Here is an 18,844-nt window from a genome sequence, read left to right as displayed (position 1 = left end):
TCGACCCTATCCGTGCTGGGATCTGAACCCGGGTGGCACCACCCGCAGCTTGGCGGCGATCCGCGTCAGCGCCGCCAGGTCGGCACCCGTGAGTGGGTCGATGATCAGTTCGCGGACCGCACGCACGTGGATCGGCGCGGCCTCGACGACCAGCCGGTGGCCGTCGTCGGTGAGCTCGGCCAGCGTGTAGCGGCCGTCGTCGGGGTCTGGGAAGCGGGTCACCCAGCCGCGCTGCTCGAAGCGTTTCACCACGTTGGACAGCCGCGACAGGGATCCGTTGGCCAGGAACGCCAACTCGCTCATCCGGATTCGCCGATCCGGGGCATCGGAGATGTGACTGAGCGTCAGGTACTCGAAAAGGGTGAGGTCGACGTGGCGCAGCGGAGCCTCAAGCTTGCCGGGCATCAGCAGGATCAGTGAGATCAGACCGGTCCAGGCCTGTTTCTCGTCGTCGGACAACCACTGGGGTGCGTCGGTGCTCGCCATCGGGATGACTTTACGCATGAAGTCATCGGGTGTACGTTTAACTTCATGCGTGAAGTGAAAAACGACATCGAGTTCTTCGTGACGCCGGGCTACGGGCAGAGCGCCCTGGCCGAGCGGCACTACCACCAAGCCGTGCGGATCGGCGACAGGGTGGAGATCTCCGGTCAGGGCGGATGGGACGACGATCTCAACTTCCCGGAGTCACTGGAGGCCGAGATCATCCGGGCATTCGAGAACGTGGAGCACACCCTCGCCGCGGCCGGCGCATCCTGGCGCGATGTCGTGCACGTGAACTCCTATCACGTGCTCAAGGAGCCGGACGAGAACTTCGACGCCCACAACGAGGTCATGTTTGCGCAGCTTCGTAGGTGGATGCCAGACCGGCCGCCCATCTGGACCGAGATCGGCGTCACCGCGCTCGGCGCACCGAAGATGCGCATCGAGATCCGCGTCACCGCAGTGGTCGAGAACTGATGCGCGCCATCGTCTTCGACCCCGATGCCCCGCGCAAGTTCGCGTTCGCCGATGCCCCCGACCCGGTGCCCACGGCGCCGAACGAACTGCTGATCGATGTCAAGGCCATCTCGCTGAACTTCGGTGAGGTGTACTACGGCGACAACGCCGAACACCCCGGCGATATCCCCGGCTGGGACAGCGCCGGCGTCGTGATGATCACCGCCGCCGACGGATCCGGTCCGCCGGTGGGCACCAGGGTGGCCGGGGCTTCCTGGTCGCAGGGTTGGGCGCAACGTCGGGTGCTGGCGTCGGAAAACGTTGCGGTGATCCCCGATTCGGTCGATTTCGACACGGCGGCCGCGCTGCCGGTCGCCGGGGTGACCGCCGTCCAGACCATCCGCCGGCTCGGTCCGGTACTCGGCAAGCGCGTGCTGGTCACCGGAGCCTCGGGTGGTGTCGGCCGACTGGCCGTCCAATTGGCCGCCCGGGCTGGTGCGCACGTGATCGCCGCGGTCGGCAGTCCCGAGCGCGGAGTGGGCCTGCGCGAACTCGGCGCCGACGAGATCGTGGTCGGCCTCGACGGGGTCGCCCCGGTGCACGGTGTGCTCGAACACGTCGGTGGCACCATGCTGGCCGACGCGTACGGTCTGCTCGAAGACGGCGGCACGGTCATCTCGGTCGGTTCGGCGTCCGGTCAGACGACGGTGATCGATCTCGAAGCGGCGCGAATGGCCAGGAAGAACAACAGGATCGAGTCGTTCATGGCGAGCTGGCCGGTGGGCGAGGAGCTGCAGTACGTGCTGGATCTCACCGGCCGCGGACTGCTGGACGCCCAGGTGGGCTACCGCGATTCCTGGGACAACCTCGATGCCGCGATCGACGCTCTGCTCGGCCGGCGGGTGGCCGGCAAGGCGGCGCTCACGGTCAGCTGAGGAGCGCTGCTAGCCAACGCCTTCCAGGGTGTCGGTCTCGGTCTGGCCGATACGGGCGATGACCTCGGGGCGGTTGCGCACCAGGTGGTAGTACCAGGCCAATGCCACCGCGACCGTCGCCAGGAACAGGTACGGCAGGATGTTCAGCGGAAAGCTTGGTACCGGGTACACGTTGGCGAAGAAGGTGTAGGCCATTGCCAGGATCGCGATGACGGCGGTGACCCACACCAGTCGGTTCGGCTGGCCGGTGCGCCGGGTGTAGACCACACAGGCGGCGGCGACCAGCGAGTAGGCGACCATGTAGCCGTAGGTGGCGTAGGTGTCGACCCACACCACGATGTCCATCGGATGCACACCGACGGCCAGCAGGACGACGTCCAGGACGATGGCCGCCGGCCCGGCGATCAGCAGCACCCGGTGCGGCGTCAGGTGGCCTTCGTGGGTGCGGCCGAACCTGTCGGCGACCACGCCCTCCTTGCCCATGACGTACACGATGCGGCCGACGACGTTCAGCGGGGCGACCACCACCGCGAAGAACGAAGCGCCGACACCGAACAGCAGGATCGGGTTGAACCAGGAGGGCATGCCGATCAGAATCGCGATGTCCTGCAACGGATTGGCGCTGTCGGCCAGCCCTTCCTGGAGCACCGCGATCTGGGTATAGGCGGCGAACACGTACAGCACGCCCACCACGAGCGCGCTCCACATGATGGCGCGGGGGATGGCGGTGTACGGGTTGCGTGCCTCGCGGCCCAGCGCATCGGCCGAGGAGAACCCGACGAATCCGAGGATGCCGAGCACCATGCCCGCGGCCACACCCTGTCCGGGGATATTGCTGAACGAGAATTGTGACGGGTCCCAGGCCGCCGGTCCCGCCCACATCAGGGCCAGCACCAGCAGGACCGTGATGATGGTGACCGAGACCAGCTCCAGGGTCAGCGATACCCGCGCCGAGAGTCGGATGCCACGGATGGTGAACAGCGTTGCCAGACCGCCCAATACGATCGCGAGCACGATCGTCGAGATGACACCGCCCGCCGGAATGCCCAGGGAGATCAGGAAATCGCTGGTGTAGGAGACCGCGCCGCCGAGTGAGCCGGCGGCGATGCCCCAGCAGCCCACCAGCAGTGCCACCCCCGCCAGGTAGGCCCCGAACGGCCCGAGGCCCTTGGACACATAGGTGTACAGCGAGCCGGCCGACGCGTTGCGGCGGGCGAACACCACCACGCAGTACCCGACCGACAAGATGACCACCGTCGCCAGCGCGAACGACACGATGGTGCCGGTGCCCGCACTCAGGTAGATGGCCGCGGCGGTGAAGGCGATGACGGCGCTGGGCGCGATGTTGGCGATGGCCTGTGCGGCCAGTTCGGGACCGGACATCACACCGTGCCGCAGGCCGGCGTCGACGGGAGGGGTTTCGGTGGCCATTCGGCTCCTTGGGATTCGAAAGTCGTTATCGACGAGGGTTTTCAGGGAATGAGCAGGGTGCGCAGCGCTTCGCCGGACTCCAGGTCGTCGAACGCTGCGGCCGCCTCCTCCAACGGCCGACTGGCCCAGACCAGCGCATCGAGTTTGAGCTGGCCGTCCATGTACCGATCGACGAGCGCGGGGATGTCGATGGAGGGACGCACCGATCCGTAGTTCGAGCCGAGGATGCGCTGGTCGGCTTCGGCCAGCACCAGCGGTTCGAACGACGCCTTGGCCCCGGTGGGCGGCAGACCGACCACGACGGCCGCCCCGCCCAGTCCGAGCATCCGGATGGCCTGCTCGGTGGTGCCGGTGTGACCGAATGCGTCGAACGCGTAGTCGACGCCGTCGGGGATCAACTCCCGCAACTGCTCCTCGGCATCGCCGGCGGCGGCGTTGATGCGGTCGGTGGCGCCGAACTGCACGGCCATCTTGGTCTTGTCGTCGCGGACGTCGATGGCGATGATCCGGCTGGCGCCGGCCAGCTTCGCGCCCTGGATGACGTTGAGACCGACCCCGCCACAGCCGATCACCGCCACGGAGGCACCCGGTTCGACAGCGGCGGTGTTGAGCACCGCGCCGACACCGGTCGCCACGGCGCAGCCGACCAGCGCGATGACGTCCAGCGGGGCATCCTCGCGCACCTTCACCGCGCCGGACGCCGGGACGACGACCTCCTCGGCGAAAGAGGACACCCCGAGGTAGTGGTGGACGACCTCGCCGTGGCGCGACAGGCGCGAGGTGCCGTCGAAAAGGGTGCCCAGCGGTGCGACCACGGTGGCGACCTTCTGGCAGCGCGCTTCGTGGCCGGACCGGCAGTAGCGGCATTCGCCGCACGGAGGCACCCAGGAGAGCACCACATGGTCACCGACCGCGAGCGTGGTGACGCCCTCGCCGAGTTCGGTCACCACGCCGGACCCTTCGTGCCCCATGACCAGGGGCGCGGGCGCGTCCCACTCGCCGCGTTTGACGTGCAGATCCGAGTGGCACACACCGGCGGCGGCGATCCGCACCCGCACCTCGCCCGGTTTGGGGCCGGCCAGGTCGACGTCCACGTACTCGATGGGCGTGGCGGGATCTCGGAAGACGATCGCTTTCACGGTGCTCCTCTACAGGCGGAATCCCTCGACGAGGGGAATCCACCGAATCGTAGGGAGCACACAGCCCCGAGGACAGCCGCAAAAAGTGTGATCGGTAGGGCTTGATCCATCATTTTGTACACTCCGGTCGTGGCCTATGACGTGCGGGCGATCGCCGAGCATTTCGGTGCCGAGCTGATCGCCGGTGCCGTCGACGGGGCGACGCCGGTGGAGGGCAGCGTGGCCCTGGCCGACCTGGTGCTGGCAAGCTCGCCCGGTTACGCCACGCTGGTGGTGGCTGCCCCGATGGACTGGGCGGCAGCACTGGCGTCCGGCGACGGGCGGACGTCGCTGGCGGGATCCGTCGCGATCATCGCCGGCGGCACCGCCGCCGACACGCTCCGCACGGTCCTCGTCGACAGGGCGATCACCGCAGTCGTGGTGCCCGAGCTGGCCGCCGACGTGCTGCATGCGCGGCTCACGGCTCTGGTCGCGGCCGACCAGGCCGCCGAGGACCGCAGGGTCACCACCGGGACCAAGGTGCTCACCCAGGTGGCCCGGCGCGGTGGGGTGGTCGCGGTGGTGGCCGAGCTGGCGCACCGGATCGACGGCTGGGCAGTGCTTCTCGACGCACACGGTGAGGTGATCACCACCGCCGGCGCGGGCAGCCTGCACGTGCGGGACGCGGGGTCGGTGGCGTTCGGTCGCCGGGTGCGGATCCGTCATCCCGGGCTGCAGGTGCATCCGGTCGGGCAGGGCGAAGATGTCAGCGCCTACCTGGTCATCGGCGCGCGCGGTTCCACCAGCCGCAGCCGTGATCTGGCCTCGCAGGTGGCTGCCCTGCTGGATCTGCTGCTGCACACCGCAGACCATCCGGCCACCGAGCGGCTGGGCCGCGAGGTGATGATGTCGACGCTGTTGCGCGGCGGCGCCGAAGCCGCAACGCTGCTGCGCCGCTGGGGAGTTCGCGAACCGGAACTGACAGCGTTCGCGGTCGCGTCGAGATCGACCGCCATCGACCCGGAACGGCAAGCCATCCGCTGGCTCGACGAGGTCGGAGCGGTTCACATGGTGTCCGCCGAGCGCGGGCAGGTGCTCGGTTTCATCGGAGCCGACCGTGCACCCGAACTCGCCGCCATGGTGGAGCGGCTGACCGCCGACGCAAGTCTGCCGCTGCGCATGGGACTGGGCTCGGCGGCCACGCCACAGTTGTTGGGCCGCAGCGCCGCCGAAGCTCGGCAGGCTCTGGAGACCGCGGTGGTCGACTCCCGCCCGGTCGTCTGGTACCGCACGCTGGCCACCGTCTCGTACGTCTTGGATCACCTCGACCACAGCGCGATGACCCGCGTTGCGGCGGTGCTGGATCCGCTGCGCGACGACGGCGGGCACCACGGCACGCTGACGCGCACGTTGGAGATCTATCTGGCCGAGCACGGCGCGTGGGGGTCCTCGGCGAGCCGGCTGGGTGTGCACCGGCAGACGCTGGCGGCGCGGATCCACCGGATCGAGGAGCTGACCGGTTTGTCGATGGCCAGCCCCGACGACCGTGCGGCCGCCTGGCTGGCCATCCGCGCCCTCAAGAGCCCGTCGCTGGGCTGAGGTCAGGTGGCGGGGTCAGTGGTGATGGCAGGCACGGTGATGGGCCGCGTGGTGATCGGATGAGGTTGCCGACCACCGGGAATGAACCGGCCGCCCGCAGCGCTTAGCCCAGGGTGACCGATCCTGCTTTCCGCCTCGCCCCCGATGCCACTCTGCTGACGCCGTTGCGCGTCGGCGCGACCGAAGCCGCCAACCGGATCTTCATGGCACCGTTGACCCGCTCGCGCGCCCAATCCGATGGCACCCCGTCGGATCTGGCCGCCGAGTACTACTCGCAGCGGGCCGGCGCCGGCATCATCATCAGCGAGGCCACCGCGGTGTGCGAGCAGGCCAACGGTGCCTATATGAACACCCCGGGCATCTACACCGACCGCCACCAGGCGGTGTGGGCCGAGATCGCGTCCGCCGTACACGCCAAGGGCGGCAAGATGTTCGTCCAGCTGTGGCACGTCGGCCGGATGGCCCATCCCGAGATCAGCGGCTTCGATGTCGTCGCCCCGTCGGCCATCGCCGCGGACGCGGTGACCCACACCCCGTCGGGTAAGCAAGAGCTGACGGTGCCGCGGGCGCTGCGCATCGACGAGATCGAGTCCATCGTCGGCCAGTTCCGCTCGGCCGCGCGGCGCGCCGTCGAGGCCGGTATGGACGGTGTGGAGATCCACTCCGCCAACGGCTACCTGCTGCACGAATTCCTCTCCGATGTCGTCAACGTGCGCACCGACGGCTACGGCGGCTCCCCGGAGAACCGGGCCCGGCTCACCGCCGAGGTCGTCGAGGCCGTCGCCGACGAGATCGGCGCCGAGCGGGTCGGGCTGCGGATCTCACCCGGAAACGCCGCGGGGGATATGCACGAGAACGACACCGTCGGCGCCTACGAGGCCCTGCTGAACCGCATCGCGGGCCTGGGCATCGCCTACCTGCACGTGTTGATCGACCCGTCCACTCAGACCTTCGGTGCGCTGCGGGCGCTGTGGAGCGGCACCCTGGTGCTCAATACCGGGCGCGATACCGGCACCGACTTCTGTCAGCTGGAGAGCCTGGCCGACTGGGGTGCCGCCAGCGCGGTCGCGGTGGGCCGGACCTGGCTGGCCAACCCCGACCTGATCGACCGACTGGTGCTCGGGGCCGAGCTCAACGAACCCGATGTGAGCACGTTCTACGCCTCCGGGCCGGCGGGGTACATCGATTACCCGACGCTCGACGAGCTGGCGGACGCCCGCCCCGCCTGAATCCCGGCGCTCGATGGCCACTTATTGCACGTTTTCTCCCCGGAGGCGTGCGATAAGTGGCCATTCGCGTATCGAGGAACAGACGCCCAACCAACAGGTTGGTTTGCGGTTTTGCTAGGCTGCGCGTCCAGTGGACTACCGTCCCGATGGACGTCCCCTGTCACCCACCCGAAAGGGAACAACACATGTCCGATGCCTTCATCTACGAGGCGATCCGCACGCCGCGCGGCAAGCAGCGCGGCGGCGCCCTCAACGAGATCAAGCCTGTGCGCCTGGTCGTCGGCCTGGTCGACGAGCTCCGCTCCCGCTTCCCCGACCTGGACGAGAACCTGATCAGCGACCTGATCCTGGGCGTCGTCTCCCCGGTCGGGGATCAAGGCGGCGATATCGCCCGCACCGCCGCGCTGGTGGCCGGACTGCCGGAGACCACCGGTGGCTTCCAGCTCAACCGCTTCTGCGCCTCCGGCCTGGAGGCCGTCAACCTGGCCGCCCAGAAGGTCGCCTCCGGCTGGGACGACCTGGTGCTCGCCGGTGGCGTCGAGTCGATGAGCCGCGTCCCGATGGGTGCCGACGGTGGCGCCTGGGCCTCTGACCCCGACACCAACTACCGCGTCGGCTTCGTCCCGCAGGGCATCGGCGCCGACCTGATCGCCACCATCGAGGGCTTCTCCCGCGAGGATGTCGACGCCTACGCCGCACGCTCGCAGGAGCGCGCCGCCGCAGCGTGGTCGGGCGGCTACTTCGCCAAGTCCGTCGTCCCGGTCAAGGACCAGAACGGCCTCGTCGTGCTGGACCATGACGAGCACATGCGTCCGGGTTCGACCGTGGAGAGCCTCGGCAAGCTGAAGACCGCGTTCGACGGTATCGGCGCCATGGGCGGGTTCGACGATGTGGCACTGCAGAAGTACCACTCGGTCGAGAAGATCAACCACATCCACACCGGCGGCAACAGCTCGGGCATCGTCGACGGCGCCGCCCTGGTGCTCATCGGCAGCGAGGCCGCAGGAAAGTCGCAGGGTCTGACCCCGCGCGCCCGCGTCGTGGCGACCGCCACCAGCGGTGCCGATCCGGTCATCATGCTGACCGGCCCCACCCCGGCCACCAAGAAGGTGCTCGACCGCGCCGGGCTGACCGTCGATGACATCGACCTCTTCGAGCTGAACGAGGCCTTCGCCTCGGTGGTGCTGAAGTTCCAGAAGGATCTGGGCATCCCGGACGAGAAGCTCAACGTCAACGGTGGCGCCATCGCGATGGGCCACCCGCTGGGCGCCACCGGCGCCATGATCACCGGAACCATGGTCGACGAGCTGGAGCGCCGCGGCGCCAAGCGTGCCCTGATCACGCTGTGTGTCGGCGGCGGCATGGGCGTGGCCACCATCATCGAGAGGGTCTAAGGAAAAGTCATGGCAGAGAACACCATTCAGTGGGACCAGGATGCCGACGGCATCGTCACGCTGACGCTGGACGACCCGACCGGCTCGGCCAACGTGATGAACGAGCACTACAAGGAATCCATGCACAATGCGGTGGCACGCCTTGTGGCCGAGAAGGATTCGATTACCGGTGTGGTCATCGCGAGCGCGAAGAAGACCTTCTTCGCCGGCGGTGACCTCAAGGGCATGATCAACATCGGCCCCGATGACGCCCAGCAGGCGTTCGACGAGGTCGAATTCATCAAGGCCGACCTGCGCAAGCTGGAGACCCTCGGCAAGCCCGTTGTCACCGCCATCAACGGCGCCGCCCTCGGTGGCGGCCTGGAGATCGCGCTGGCCACTCACCACCGCATCGCCGCCGACGTCAAGGGTGTCGTCATCGGCCTGCCCGAAGTGACCCTGGGCCTGCTGCCCGGCGGTGGCGGCGTCGCCCGCACCGTGCGGCTGTTCGGCATCCAGAAGGCGTTCATGGAGGTCCTGAGCCAGGGCACCCGCTTCAGCCCGGCCAAGGCCAAGGAGATCGGCCTGGTCGACGAGCTGGTCAAGAGTGTCGACGAGCTGGTTCCGGCCGCCAAGAAGTGGATCAAGGACAACCCCGAGGGTGGCGTGCAGCCCTGGGATGTCAAGGGCTACAAGATGCCCGGTGGCACCCCGTCCAGCCCGGGCCTGGCCGCCATCCTGCCGTCCTTCCCGGCGCTGCTGAAGAAGCAGCTCAAGGGTGCGCCGATGCCGGCGCCGCGGGCGATCCTGAACGCGGCCGTCGAGGGCGCGCAGGTCGACTTCGACACCGCCACCCGCATCGAGAGCCGCTACTTCACCCAGCTGGTCACCGGCCAGGTCGCCAAGAACATGATTCAGGCGTTCTTCCTGGATCTGCAGGCCATCAACGGCGGTGCCTCGCGGCCCGAGGGCATCGCGCCGGTGCCGATCACCAAGATCGGCGTGTTGGGTGCGGGCATGATGGGCGCCGGAATCGCCTACGTCTCGGCCAAGGCCGGTTATGACGTGGTGCTCAAGGATGTCTCGATCGAGGCAGCCCAGAAGGGCAAGGCGTACTCCGAGGCGATCGAGGCCAAGGCGCTCAAGCGTGGCAAGACCACTCAGGAGAAGTCCGACGCGCTGCTGGCCAAGATCACCCCGACGGCCGACCCCGCCGATCTGGCCGGTGTCGACTTCGTGATCGAGGCCGTCTTCGAGAGCCAGGAACTCAAGCACAAGGTGTTCCAGGAGATCGAGGACATCGTCGAGCCCAATGCGGTCCTCGGCTCGAACACCTCCACGCTGCCCATCACCGGCCTGGCCAGTGGTGTGAAGCGCCAGGAGGACTTCATCGGTATCCACTTCTTCAGCCCCGTGGACAAGATGCCGCTGGTGGAGATCATCAAGGGCGAGAAGACCTCTGACGAGGCGCTGGCCCGGGTGTTCGACTACACCCTGGCGATCAAGAAGACCCCGATCGTGGTCAACGACAGCCGTGGCTTTTTCACCAGCCGCGTCATCGGCACCTTCGTCAACGAGGCGCTGGCCATGCTGGGTGAGGGTGTCGAGCCCGCCACCATCGAGCAGGCGGGCGCGCAGGCCGGTTACCCGGCGGCACCGCTGCAGCTCTCCGATGAGCTCAACCTGGAGCTCATGCACAAGATCGCGGTCGCGACCCGCCAGGGCGTCGAAGAGGCCGGTGGCACCCACGTGCCGCACCCGGCCGAGGCCGTCGTGGAGAAGATGATCGAGATCGGCCGCCCCTCGCGACTGAAGGGCGCCGGTTTCTACGAGTACGTCGACGGCAAGCGGGTCGGGCTGTGGCCGGGACTGAAGGAGACCTTCAACTCGGGAACCACCGAGATCCCGCTGCAGGACGCGATCGACCGCATGCTGTTCGCCGAGGCGCTGGAGACCCAGAAGTGCCTTGACGAGGGTGTGCTCACCTCGACCGCCGACGCCAACATCGGCTCCATCATGGGTATCGGCTTCCCGCCGTACACCGGTGGCTCCGCGCAGTTCATCGTCGGCTACGAAGGACCCCTCGGTGTCGGCAAGGCCGCGTTCGTGGCCCGCGCCAAGGAACTGGCCGCCCGCTACGGCGACCGCTTCAACCCGCCCGCCTCGCTGGAGGCGTAGTCACGCGGTAAGACCAGAGACCCCCGGGCAGTCGTCCTCGAAGCGACGAGCCCGGGGGTTTCTTCGTGCGTGCCGCCGAGTGCGCGGACGGCTGCACCCCGTGGGCCAGGCCGTTGGCGGCGTGCAGGCCGGCGGCGAAGGCTGCGAGGGTGCGGAAAGGCGTGTGCTTTTTCGTCATGATGTCGACGATGCCGCAGCCTGGCGGGCGCGAACAGTGGCACTGGTGCCGCTATTCGTTAACATAGTGACATGCATACGGTCGCGATTCTCGCCTATGACGGCATGTCAGGCTTCGAATCGGGACTGGCCGCGGAGATTTTCGGGATGGCCGAGCTGCCAGCATTGTTCTCGGCCGGCGTCGCGCCACCCGGATACGCGGTGCGCCTGTGCTCGGAGCAACCCGAGGTCCGGATGCTGGGCGGGGCGACGGTGCGGACGTCCTATGGCATCGATGACCTGGCGGCCGCGGATACCGTGCTGATCCCCAGCGTGCGCGATGTGCGGCAACGCCCGTCGGACGGCCTCGTCGACGCCATCAGGGCGGCCGACGGCCGCGGGGCGCGGCTGGTGTCGATCTGCTCGGGTGCCTTCGCGCTGGCTGCCGCCGGGGTGCTCGACGGTCGTTCGGCCACCACCCACTGGGTCTACGCCGACATGCTCGCCCGGCAGTATCCCGAGATCGACGTCGACCCCGCGCCGCTCTACGTCGACAACGGGCGGGTGCTCACGAGTGCGGGTTGCGCGGCGGGGTTGGATCTCTGCCTGCACATCGTGCGGTCCGACCACGGGATGCGGGTCGCCAACGACGTCGCGCGGCGACTGGTGGTCTCCCCGCACCGCGCCGGTGGGCAGGCCCAGTACATCGACACCCCGATCCCCGAGCCGACGGCCGACGGGCGGATCGCCGCCGGAATGGCTTGGGCCATCGAGCATCTCGACGGTCCGATCACCCTCGATGAGCTGGCCGCGCACTCGACGATGTCGCGGCGCAGCTACTTGCGTCAGTTCGCCAGGGCCACCGGCACCACGCCCATCAAATGGCTTACCGAACAGCGCATCCAGGCCAGCCTCGCGCTGCTGGAGTCCTCCGATCTGTCGATCGAACAGATCTCGGCGCGCGTCGGATTCGAGTCCCCGGTGACCTTCCGCCACCACTTCGGCAAGCAGATGCACACCACGCCCAGCGACTACCGAAGTTGCTTCACTGGGTAGTCCGGGGTGTCTGAGGCTCCCGCGTGCCGGCTCGGGAACCCACAGTCATTTTGACGCTCCGGTTAATAATACGAGAACCCGCATCAGCAGGCTTTTCAACGGATACGTTTGTGCTTCGGGTGTGATGAGCGCGTGCCGAGCAGGGGAGACCGATGGACGCTTCAGTGCCGATGTGGTTCGGAAGAGGTATCGCGATCGCCGGCGCGAGCGCGATAGCGCTGGCCCCGATCAGTCCGATCACGCCGGTGGCCTCGGCGTCGGTATGGGAGGCGCGGGCATCGGTCAGGACGATCTCACCTGAGGTCGAGCTTGCCGCGTTGGACCTGCCGTACATCCTCACGTTGCCCGTCGTGCGGCAAGCCGTCAAGAACTGGGCCGAGAACTGGGTGGTCTACCTGGGCGGGCTTGCCAAAGCCGGCATCGGCACTGTGGAATCGCTGCTGTCGATTCCCGGTGTGACGAGAGAGATCATCCAGGAGGTCTTCGCGCTCAACTTCGTGGGAGCCTTCGAAACCTTCACGACAGCGATCCGCGACTCGGCGGTGGCCATCGGTGAGCCGCTGCTGAATTCGCTGGTGTGGCGCAACCAGAAGTACTACGTGGTGGAGGCCGCATTGCGGTCCGCGGTGCCGCAGGCATTCCTCGATGTGGCCAACGGTTTCCTGGTGGCCGGAAACGTCGTTGTCGTCTCGCTCATCCAGGGAGTCCAGGATCTGGTGGGCGCGGTGCTGAGTTTCAATCTCGGCAACATTGTGGACGCCGTGATCGACGGCACCCGGAGCTTTCTCCTCGCCATCGGCGAGGGCGCAGGCTCCATCATCGACGGGATCGAAGCCGCCCAGTTGGGTATCGCCACCGCATTGGCGACGGCGCCGCCACCGCCGCCGTTCTCGGCCCTGCGGGCACCTTCGGTCGAATCCACGGTCGGTCTGGGTGGGACCCAGTCCGCCACCGGTCCGAACACCGTGACCCTGACGTTGGGGCAGGCCGGCGACGAAGTCGCCGAATCCATTGTGGCCGAGGCAGTCCCGACTGCACCTGACGAGCTGGTCGAGTCGCCGACGGGCGAGGCGGAAGAACCCAAAGCCCAGGAGGGCGAAGGTGACAATCTTGAGCAGGAGGGAACCGAAGCGATCGGTGAGCCCGCGACCGACGGGGGTGCCGACGGCGAGGTGGGGGAAGAGGAGAACGACTCGGTGGATGCGCCGGCCGTGGCCGATGGCGTGACCCCTCCGAAGGATGATGACGAGGACGAGGAAGGCCCGGAAACTGGGCTGACCACACCGAAAGCTGGCCCCGGCGCGGACGCCGGCGTCGACTCGGGTGACAAAGAAGCCAACGGCGACGCGGAGAGGGACGCTGCCGCGTAACGTCAGGGTGCACAATGAACCAGTGACCGAAAGCTTTACCGAAAGGTTTGCGGCAGGCCTGGGGAGCTACCGTGACCGGCCGTGTATCGAATTCGAGGGGCACTGGTACTCAGGCGATGAGGTCGCTGCTTATGGTGCCGCCGTCACCGCGCTGCTCGACGCCGCCGGACTCGCCCCGGACGCACCCGTCGGGGTGGTGGTGCGCAACCGCTATCCGCATGCCGCCGCCGTCATCGCGGCACTCGCGGCCGGGCGCCCGGCAGTGATGATCTATTCGTTCCAGTCGCCCGAGGCGATCGCCGCCGATATCGAACGCCTCGATGTCGCGGCCGTACTCGCCGACCCGCAGGACTGGACCGCCCCCGTCCTGGCCGCGGTGCACCGCATCGGCGCGGCCGGGGTCTCGCTGGGCACCGAGGTGGCCGCGGTTGCCGAGGCCGACACCACCCGGCAGCGTCCGCAGGTGCACGGCGCCCTGGCCATCCTCACCAGCGGAACCACCGGCCCTCCCAAACGATTCGTGGTCCGCGCCGCGGTGCTGGAGCACACCGTGTTCAGCGTCACCGGCGGGCAGGCGGCGCCCGATGAACCCCCGGAACTGGTCTACTGGCCGCTCGGCGGGATCGGCGGTGTCTGCCAGCTGGTCACCGGTGTCTACGTCGGCAAGCGCATGGTGCTGCTGGAGCGCTTCAGTGTGGCGGCCTGGGTTGATGTGGTGAAAAGCCATGGTCTGCAACGGGTCGGCGTGCAACCGGCGGTGGTGCGCATGCTGCTGGAGGCCAACCTGCCCGCTGCGGATCTGTCCTCGCTGCAGTTCGTGATGAGCGCGTCGGGCCCACTCGATGTGCCCACCCGCGACGCCTTCGAGCAGCGATACGGCATCCCGGTGCTCACCGCCTACGGTGCAACGGAATTCGCCGGTTCGGTATGCACCTGGACGCCGGATCTCTACCGGGAGTTCGGCGCCCGCAAACGCGCCAGTTCCGGACGTGCACTGCCCGGTGTCGAGGTCCGGATCATCGACGGCGACACCGGTGCCGCGGCACCGACCGGGGAGCCGGGCATCCTGACCGCGAAGGTTCCGCTGCTGGGCCCGGACTGGGTGCGTACCACCGATATTGCGTCGATCGACGAGGACGGGTTCATCACCGTGCACGGCCGGGCGGATGGCGCGATCAACCGGGGCGGCTTCAAGATCATCCCGGAAACGGTTCGGGGCGTGCTCATCTCGCATCCCGCGGTGCGCGATGCCGGAGTGGTCGGGGTGGCCGACACCAGACTCGGGGAGGTGCCCTTCGCGGCCGTCGAGACCGTCCCGGGCGCGACCGTCACCGAAGCGGACCTGCTCTCGGCCGTGCGCGCGGCGCTGCCGGCACATCATGTTCCGGTCTCGGTCGTCTTCGTCGACGAGCTACCCCGCACCCCGTCGCTCAAGGTGAGCGTGCCCGGGGTGGCGGCGTTGTATCGGCCCGCGACCTAGAGCAGGCTGTCGGTCATGTCCCGCATCACCTCCCTCGCCGGGGCGAGAGGTCATTTCATCGGTGAGCAGCGTGTCAGATTGCTGCGTATCTACCTGGGTGCGACGACATTTCTCTTCACCTACGGCGTGGTGTTCACGCTGTTCCCGGTCCGCACCGACCTGGCCTACGGCAACCCGGTCGGCGGCATCATCGCCATCGTTCTGGGTGTTCTCGGCCTCGTGCAGCTGTCCGTCAGGCCGAACCGCGCCATGTTCGCCACTGCGGTCGCTGTCATCGCCACGCCGGTCGTGATGGCCTTTCACGTCACCCTCGCCGCCGAGTACGTCTGCCTGATCGCGCCGATGTTCCTGGCGATGTACATCCGGGCCTTCCATCCGCCCCGGCAGGCGTGGGTGCTCATCGCCGTCCTGATCCTGGCCTGCGTGGCGGCTGTCGCCATCGCGCCGGCACCGCACGTGGGTGTCATCACCCTCCTGATCATCGTGGTGGCGATCGCCGGCGCTGCCGAGTCCTTCGGGTTGCTGATGCGGGCGATGTTCACCGCGGCCTGCACCGACCCGCTCACCGGCCTGCTGAACCGGGCCGGCTGGGAGATCGCCACCACCGACCTGCTTGCCACGCTCCGTGCGCCGTCGGCGATCACCGTCGTCGCGCTCGACATCGATGATCTGAAGGGGCTCAACGACACCCAGGGACATCCCGCCGGGGACCGTCTGATCATCGAGTACGCCCGGCACTGGGCACGAGCCGCTCCCCGGGGCGCGGTGCTGGCACGACTCGGCGGCGACGAGTTCGCCGCCTGCATCGCCGGGGATGATGTCGAGAGGTTCCTCGACGACGTGCGGTCGAGCACGCCGCGGGTGAGCATCGGCACCGCCACCCGGACCTCCGGCCCGGTCGACATTGCCGATCTGTACGCGCGGGCCGACGCCGAGCTGTACCGCCGCCGGGACCGTGCCCGCCGCGACGGCTCAGACGTCGGATAGCTCGTACTCCGGCACCTCGATCGAGTCGTAGAGCCGAATGCCCTTGCTGTTCAGTCCGGCCAGCGCGGCGGTCACCCGGGTCGGCAACACCGAGATCAGCTGTCCGGCAACGATCAACGCGCGGACGCCGAGCGGCGATGACGGCAAAATGCTCTTCGCCATGGACTTGGCCAGCGCCCGGGCGCCGAGCACCGGCTCGCGCATCACCCGCTCGTAGGCGGCGTAGGCGACGGCCGGATCACCGCCGGCCCGCTGCAGTTCGCCGGCCAACACGTAGGCGCCGATCACCGCGAGGCTGGTGCTGCCGCCGACCGCGGGGCCCGGACAGTAGCCGGCATCGCCGACCAAGGTCACCCGGCCGCGCGACCAGCTGGTCAGCTGTAGCTGGGTGATGGCATCGAAATAGAACGCCGGCGTGCGCCCGAGTTCGTTCAGCCAGCGGTCCACCTCGGCGCTCATCCCGGCGAACCGGTCGGTCAGCTGGCCCTGCTGGCTCGGCGTGTCGCGGTGGTCGTAGTGGAAGTCGTTCACCGGCCGGAAGAGGAAGACCGCCCGCGCATCGTCCAGGTGATCGGCGGTGTAGATCATCGCGGTGCGGTCCACATCGATGAAGCCCGCCATTTCACCATCTCGGGCCAGCGATTTCGGCACCGAGACCACCGAGAGGTAAGCGCCCAGGAACTCCTCGTGCCCACTGTCCGCGCCGAACACCAGCTGCCGGACCCCGGAGTGCAGCCCGTCCGCGCCGATCACCAGATCGAACTGCCGTGCCGCGCCCCGTGCGAACGTCACGGTGCCGTCCGCGTCGATGCCGGTGATGTGATCTCCGAACAGATACTCGACCGCGTCGCGGCCCGCATCGTAGAAGATCTCGCTCAGGTCGTCCCGCATGATCTCGACGTGCCGGTCCGACAGCGCGGACGACAACTTGCGGTAGTCGATCTGCGCCGGGCGGCGGGCGCCCCGGCGGTGGAAGATGATCCGCTCGGTGCCGGTCGCGTGGGCCATCACGGCGTCGAGTACACCCATTTTTTCGGCGATCTCCATCGCCGGCCCGAACAGGTCGATGGCGTGCCCGCCGGTCTTGCGCAGTTGCGGCGCCCGTTCGACCACCGTGACCTCGAAGCCGCTACGGGTCAGCCAATAGGCGAGCACCGGCCCGGCGATGCTCGCACCCGAGATGAGAACCCGCATGTCCTGCTCCTTACTTAACGGTCGGTAAGTGTCTGTCGATCAGCTTACTTAACGATCGGTCAGTTAGGCTAGGTACGTGAGCGCGCCACGGTCGGACACCCGCCAACGGATCCAGGAGGTGGCGCGCGAACTCTTCGCCGAGAAGGGCGTGCAGCGCACCAGCCTGCAGGACATCGCGGCCCGGCTGGGCATCACCAAACCGGCGTTGTATCACCACTTCTCGTCGAGAGAAGACCTGGTGCGCAGCATCGTTGCGCCACTGATCGATGGCGGGGAACAGTTCGTCCTGGAATGTGAGCGGGCAGACGGCCTGACCACCACCGAGCTGCTCGAGCGCTATTTCGACTACTTCTACGCGCATCGCGCAGCTCTGGTGACCGTGGTGTCTGAGCTGAGCACGATCGCCGACCTCGGGCTGATCGACAGCATGCTGGCCTGGCGGGAACGCCTCGGGCGGGTGATCTTCGGGCCGGACCTCACACTGGAACAGGACGTGCGTGCGGTGATCGCGCTGGGCGGGTTACAGGATTGCTGCCTTCAGTTTCCCGATACGCCGACCGAAGCGTTGCGGGCCGCCGGTGTCGCGGGGGCGCTGGACGCGCTGGGGCTGAGTTAGAAGCCGCCCAGATCGGCCGACAGCCAGTGCTGGGGTTTGAGATACACCGCCACGCTGGGGCCGTGCTCACGTCGGGCCATCTCCAGATACGGCTCGACCGCCTCGGGCGGCAGGTAACGCCGGGTCATCTCGACGAGTTGCTCGTCGGTACCGTCCTCGATCCGGTCGACCGCACCGTCCACCGCGACATAGCGGACGGTGGGCTCGACGCGCTCGACCATCAGCGAGAGGTGGCCGGCGGCCTCGATCAGCCGGTGCTTTCGTGACCCGGTCCCGGTGATGAACCAGGGCTGACCACCCGGGGTGTACTGGTACCAGATCGGCACGGTCAACGGACCGCGATTCTTCCCGGCGCTCACCGACAGAGCGGCGACATGGGGCTCAGCAAGGAACGTTTCGCGTTCTTCCCGAGAGAGAGCCATCGGTCAGAGGCAGGGGGTGAAGAACAGCAGCTTCGGTCCGCAGATACCCGAGGCGCCCAGCTTCGGCATGCCGATGCGGGGCATCCCGATCTTGGGGTGTGGCGGGAAGCCGAGCTTGGGGTGCGGCGGCATGCCGATCTTCGGCAGGCCGACCTGCGGGGACGGCAGCGACCGGGCGACCTGGGCAATGTCATTGGCGGCGGAGAACGTGGCGCCGGTGGCGCTGGCTGTCCGGGCCACACCGAAGCCGCTATCCGGGATCAAGTTCAGGAAGGCGAGGGTGCTGGCGACGTCGGCGGCGGCCGAGGTGGCCAGCACGGGCCAACCGATCACGGTGTCGACCGTGCCGACGACCGAGTTCCAGACCCGGGTGCCCTCGGGGATCATCTGGGCCTGCTGGGCCAGCTGCCAGGCGCCGCCCATCTGCTCGGGGGTCAGCTTGGCGACCGCCGGGGTCTCGGCCTTCTGCAGCGCGGCCGACAACAGCGACTGGCACTTGCCGGTATCGGAGTTGCGGACCTGCGACTTGTTGCAGTTGTCCACGCAGCTGCCGTTGAACTCGGACTGGCCGGCACCGCAGGTGGTCTCTGCAACGCTCGGTGCCGCGGTGGCGATCGAGATGGCAGCCAGCGGCATCAGCGTGGCCAGCGAAGCGGCCGCGAAGCGACGTTTGATGGCGGTCATGACCAGTCCTCAGCGTTGATCCAGCGAATGATTTATCTGGAGTGTAGACGATTTAAGAATCGGGTGGGGACGCCTAG

17 protein-coding genes are annotated in these 18,844 nt (G+C 67.9%); 11 read left to right on the top strand and 6 right to left on the bottom strand.

The features are described 5' to 3' along the window. Nucleotides 1-6 precede the first annotated feature (6 nt). Complete coding sequence (locus C6A86_RS24215) at nucleotides 7-486, bottom strand: MarR family winged helix-turn-helix transcriptional regulator (RefSeq protein WP_105363072.1); 480 nt, start codon at nucleotides 484-486, stop codon at nucleotides 7-9. A 45-nt stretch (nucleotides 487-531) separates the two neighbouring features. Between C6A86_RS24215 and C6A86_RS24210 the strand changes: the two genes are divergently transcribed. Beyond that, complete coding sequence (locus C6A86_RS24210; RefSeq protein WP_105363071.1) at nucleotides 532-960, top strand: Rid family hydrolase; 429 nt, start codon at nucleotides 532-534, stop codon at nucleotides 958-960. Then, nucleotides 960-1,874, top strand: coding sequence for a zinc-binding dehydrogenase (locus C6A86_RS24205; RefSeq protein ID WP_105363070.1), 915 nt, complete (start codon nucleotides 960-962; stop codon nucleotides 1,872-1,874). Before C6A86_RS24210 ends, C6A86_RS24205 begins: the two co-directional genes overlap by 1 nt. A gap of 9 nt (nucleotides 1,875-1,883) precedes the next feature. Here the strand turns inward: C6A86_RS24205 and C6A86_RS24200 are convergent, their stop codons facing one another. Together C6A86_RS24200 and C6A86_RS24195 are read right to left on the bottom strand one after the other, a co-directional pair. Then, entirely contained in the window at nucleotides 1,884-3,305 is a 1,422-nt protein-coding gene (locus C6A86_RS24200) for an APC family permease (RefSeq protein WP_105363069.1), read from the bottom strand. Between the two features lie 41 nt (nucleotides 3,306-3,346). Next, nucleotides 3,347-4,444, bottom strand: a complete 1,098-nt coding sequence (locus C6A86_RS24195; RefSeq protein ID WP_105363068.1) for an alcohol dehydrogenase catalytic domain-containing protein — start codon at nucleotides 4,442-4,444, stop codon at nucleotides 3,347-3,349. Nucleotides 4,445-4,573: 129 nt separating this feature from the next. On the opposite strand from C6A86_RS24195, the gene C6A86_RS24190 reads away from it, so the two are divergent. The 8 genes from C6A86_RS24190 to C6A86_RS24155 all read left to right on the top strand — a co-directional run bounded on the left by C6A86_RS24190 (nucleotide 4,574) and on the right by C6A86_RS24155 (nucleotide 15,851). Beyond that, complete coding sequence (locus C6A86_RS24190) at nucleotides 4,574-6,022, top strand: CdaR family transcriptional regulator (protein WP_105363067.1); 1,449 nt, start codon at nucleotides 4,574-4,576, stop codon at nucleotides 6,020-6,022. Nucleotides 6,023-6,135: 113 nt separating this feature from the next. After that, on the top strand, nucleotides 6,136-7,251 hold the full coding sequence (locus tag C6A86_RS24185; RefSeq protein WP_105363066.1) for an alkene reductase: 1,116 nt from the start codon (nucleotides 6,136-6,138) through the stop codon (nucleotides 7,249-7,251). Between the two features lie 185 nt (nucleotides 7,252-7,436). Further along, on the top strand, nucleotides 7,437-8,645 hold the full coding sequence (locus tag C6A86_RS24180; protein ID WP_105363065.1) for an acetyl-CoA C-acetyltransferase: 1,209 nt from the start codon (nucleotides 7,437-7,439) through the stop codon (nucleotides 8,643-8,645). Nucleotides 8,646-8,654: 9 nt separating this feature from the next. Then, nucleotides 8,655-10,802 (top strand): 3-hydroxyacyl-CoA dehydrogenase NAD-binding domain-containing protein, encoded by a 2,148-nt coding sequence (locus C6A86_RS24175; protein WP_105363064.1) that lies wholly within the window; start codon nucleotides 8,655-8,657, stop codon nucleotides 10,800-10,802. A gap of 249 nt (nucleotides 10,803-11,051) precedes the next feature. After that, nucleotides 11,052-12,014: a GlxA family transcriptional regulator gene (locus tag C6A86_RS24170; RefSeq protein ID WP_105363063.1), complete on the top strand. Its 963-nt coding sequence runs from the start codon at nucleotides 11,052-11,054 to the stop codon at nucleotides 12,012-12,014. A 152-nt stretch (nucleotides 12,015-12,166) separates the two neighbouring features. After that, nucleotides 12,167-13,384 carry a hypothetical protein gene (locus C6A86_RS24165; protein ID WP_311100901.1) on the top strand — a complete coding sequence of 406 codons (1,218 nt, stop codon included), beginning with the start codon at nucleotides 12,167-12,169 and terminating at the stop codon, nucleotides 13,382-13,384. Nucleotides 13,385-13,406: 22 nt separating this feature from the next. Continuing rightward, nucleotides 13,407-14,864, top strand: coding sequence for a class I adenylate-forming enzyme family protein (locus C6A86_RS24160; RefSeq protein WP_105361560.1), 1,458 nt, complete (start codon nucleotides 13,407-13,409; stop codon nucleotides 14,862-14,864). A 15-nt stretch (nucleotides 14,865-14,879) separates the two neighbouring features. Beyond that, nucleotides 14,880-15,851, top strand: coding sequence for a GGDEF domain-containing protein (locus C6A86_RS24155; RefSeq protein WP_105361559.1), 972 nt, complete (start codon nucleotides 14,880-14,882; stop codon nucleotides 15,849-15,851). Here the strand turns inward: C6A86_RS24155 and C6A86_RS24150 are convergent. Next, nucleotides 15,837-17,045: an FAD-dependent monooxygenase gene (locus C6A86_RS24150; protein ID WP_105361558.1), complete on the bottom strand. Its 1,209-nt coding sequence runs from the start codon at nucleotides 17,043-17,045 to the stop codon at nucleotides 15,837-15,839. The two genes, C6A86_RS24155 and C6A86_RS24150, sit on opposite strands and share 15 nt — an antisense overlap. Before the next feature lie 76 nt (nucleotides 17,046-17,121). On the opposite strand from C6A86_RS24150, the gene C6A86_RS24145 reads away from it, so the two are divergent. After that, nucleotides 17,122-17,661, top strand: a complete 540-nt coding sequence (locus tag C6A86_RS24145) for a TetR/AcrR family transcriptional regulator (protein ID WP_105361557.1) — start codon at nucleotides 17,122-17,124, stop codon at nucleotides 17,659-17,661. Here C6A86_RS24145 and C6A86_RS24140 read toward each other — a convergent pair. Next, nucleotides 17,658-18,083 carry a pyridoxamine 5'-phosphate oxidase family protein gene (locus C6A86_RS24140; protein ID WP_311100900.1) on the bottom strand — a complete coding sequence of 142 codons (426 nt, stop codon included), beginning with the start codon at nucleotides 18,081-18,083 and terminating at the stop codon, nucleotides 17,658-17,660. The two genes, C6A86_RS24145 and C6A86_RS24140, sit on opposite strands and share 4 nt — an antisense overlap. A 3-nt stretch (nucleotides 18,084-18,086) precedes the next feature. Next, nucleotides 18,087-18,767, bottom strand: a complete 681-nt coding sequence (locus C6A86_RS24135; RefSeq protein ID WP_105362199.1) for a hypothetical protein — start codon at nucleotides 18,765-18,767, stop codon at nucleotides 18,087-18,089. Nucleotides 18,768-18,844 lie beyond the last annotated feature (77 nt).

It is taken from the genome of Mycobacterium sp. ITM-2016-00316, assembly GCF_002968335.2.
Lineage (GTDB): Bacteria > Actinomycetota > Actinomycetes > Mycobacteriales > Mycobacteriaceae > Mycobacterium.
The sequence above is the reverse complement of the archived record's forward strand: the minus strand, read 5'-3'. Positions and strand labels throughout refer to the sequence as shown.

Bases quoted from the DNA above. Each gene is read 5' to 3' on its own strand.
- C6A86_RS24215 (WP_105363072.1), bottom strand. From the start codon at position 486: ATGGCGAGCACCGACGCACCCCAGTGGTTGTCCGACGACGAGAAACAG.
- C6A86_RS24210 (WP_105363071.1), top strand. From the start codon at position 532: ATGCGTGAAGTGAAAAACGACATCGAGTTCTTCGTGACGCCGGGCTAC.
- C6A86_RS24205 (WP_105363070.1), top strand. From the start codon at position 960: ATGCGCGCCATCGTCTTCGACCCCGATGCCCCGCGCAAGTTCGCGTTC.
- C6A86_RS24200 (WP_105363069.1), bottom strand. From the start codon at position 3,305: ATGGCCACCGAAACCCCTCCCGTCGACGCCGGCCTGCGGCACGGTGTG.
- C6A86_RS24180 (WP_105363065.1), top strand. From the start codon at position 7,437: ATGTCCGATGCCTTCATCTACGAGGCGATCCGCACGCCGCGCGGCAAG.
- C6A86_RS24175 (WP_105363064.1), top strand. From the start codon at position 8,655: ATGGCAGAGAACACCATTCAGTGGGACCAGGATGCCGACGGCATCGTC.
- C6A86_RS24170 (WP_105363063.1), top strand. From the start codon at position 11,052: ATGCATACGGTCGCGATTCTCGCCTATGACGGCATGTCAGGCTTCGAA.
- C6A86_RS24165 (WP_311100901.1), top strand. From the start codon at position 12,167: ATGGACGCTTCAGTGCCGATGTGGTTCGGAAGAGGTATCGCGATCGCC.
- C6A86_RS24155 (WP_105361559.1), top strand. From the start codon at position 14,880: ATGTCCCGCATCACCTCCCTCGCCGGGGCGAGAGGTCATTTCATCGGT.
- C6A86_RS24150 (WP_105361558.1), bottom strand. From the start codon at position 17,045: ATGCGGGTTCTCATCTCGGGTGCGAGCATCGCCGGGCCGGTGCTCGCC.
- C6A86_RS24140 (WP_311100900.1), bottom strand. From the start codon at position 18,083: ATGGCTCTCTCTCGGGAAGAACGCGAAACGTTCCTTGCTGAGCCCCAT.
- C6A86_RS24135 (WP_105362199.1), bottom strand. From the start codon at position 18,767: ATGACCGCCATCAAACGTCGCTTCGCGGCCGCTTCGCTGGCCACGCTG.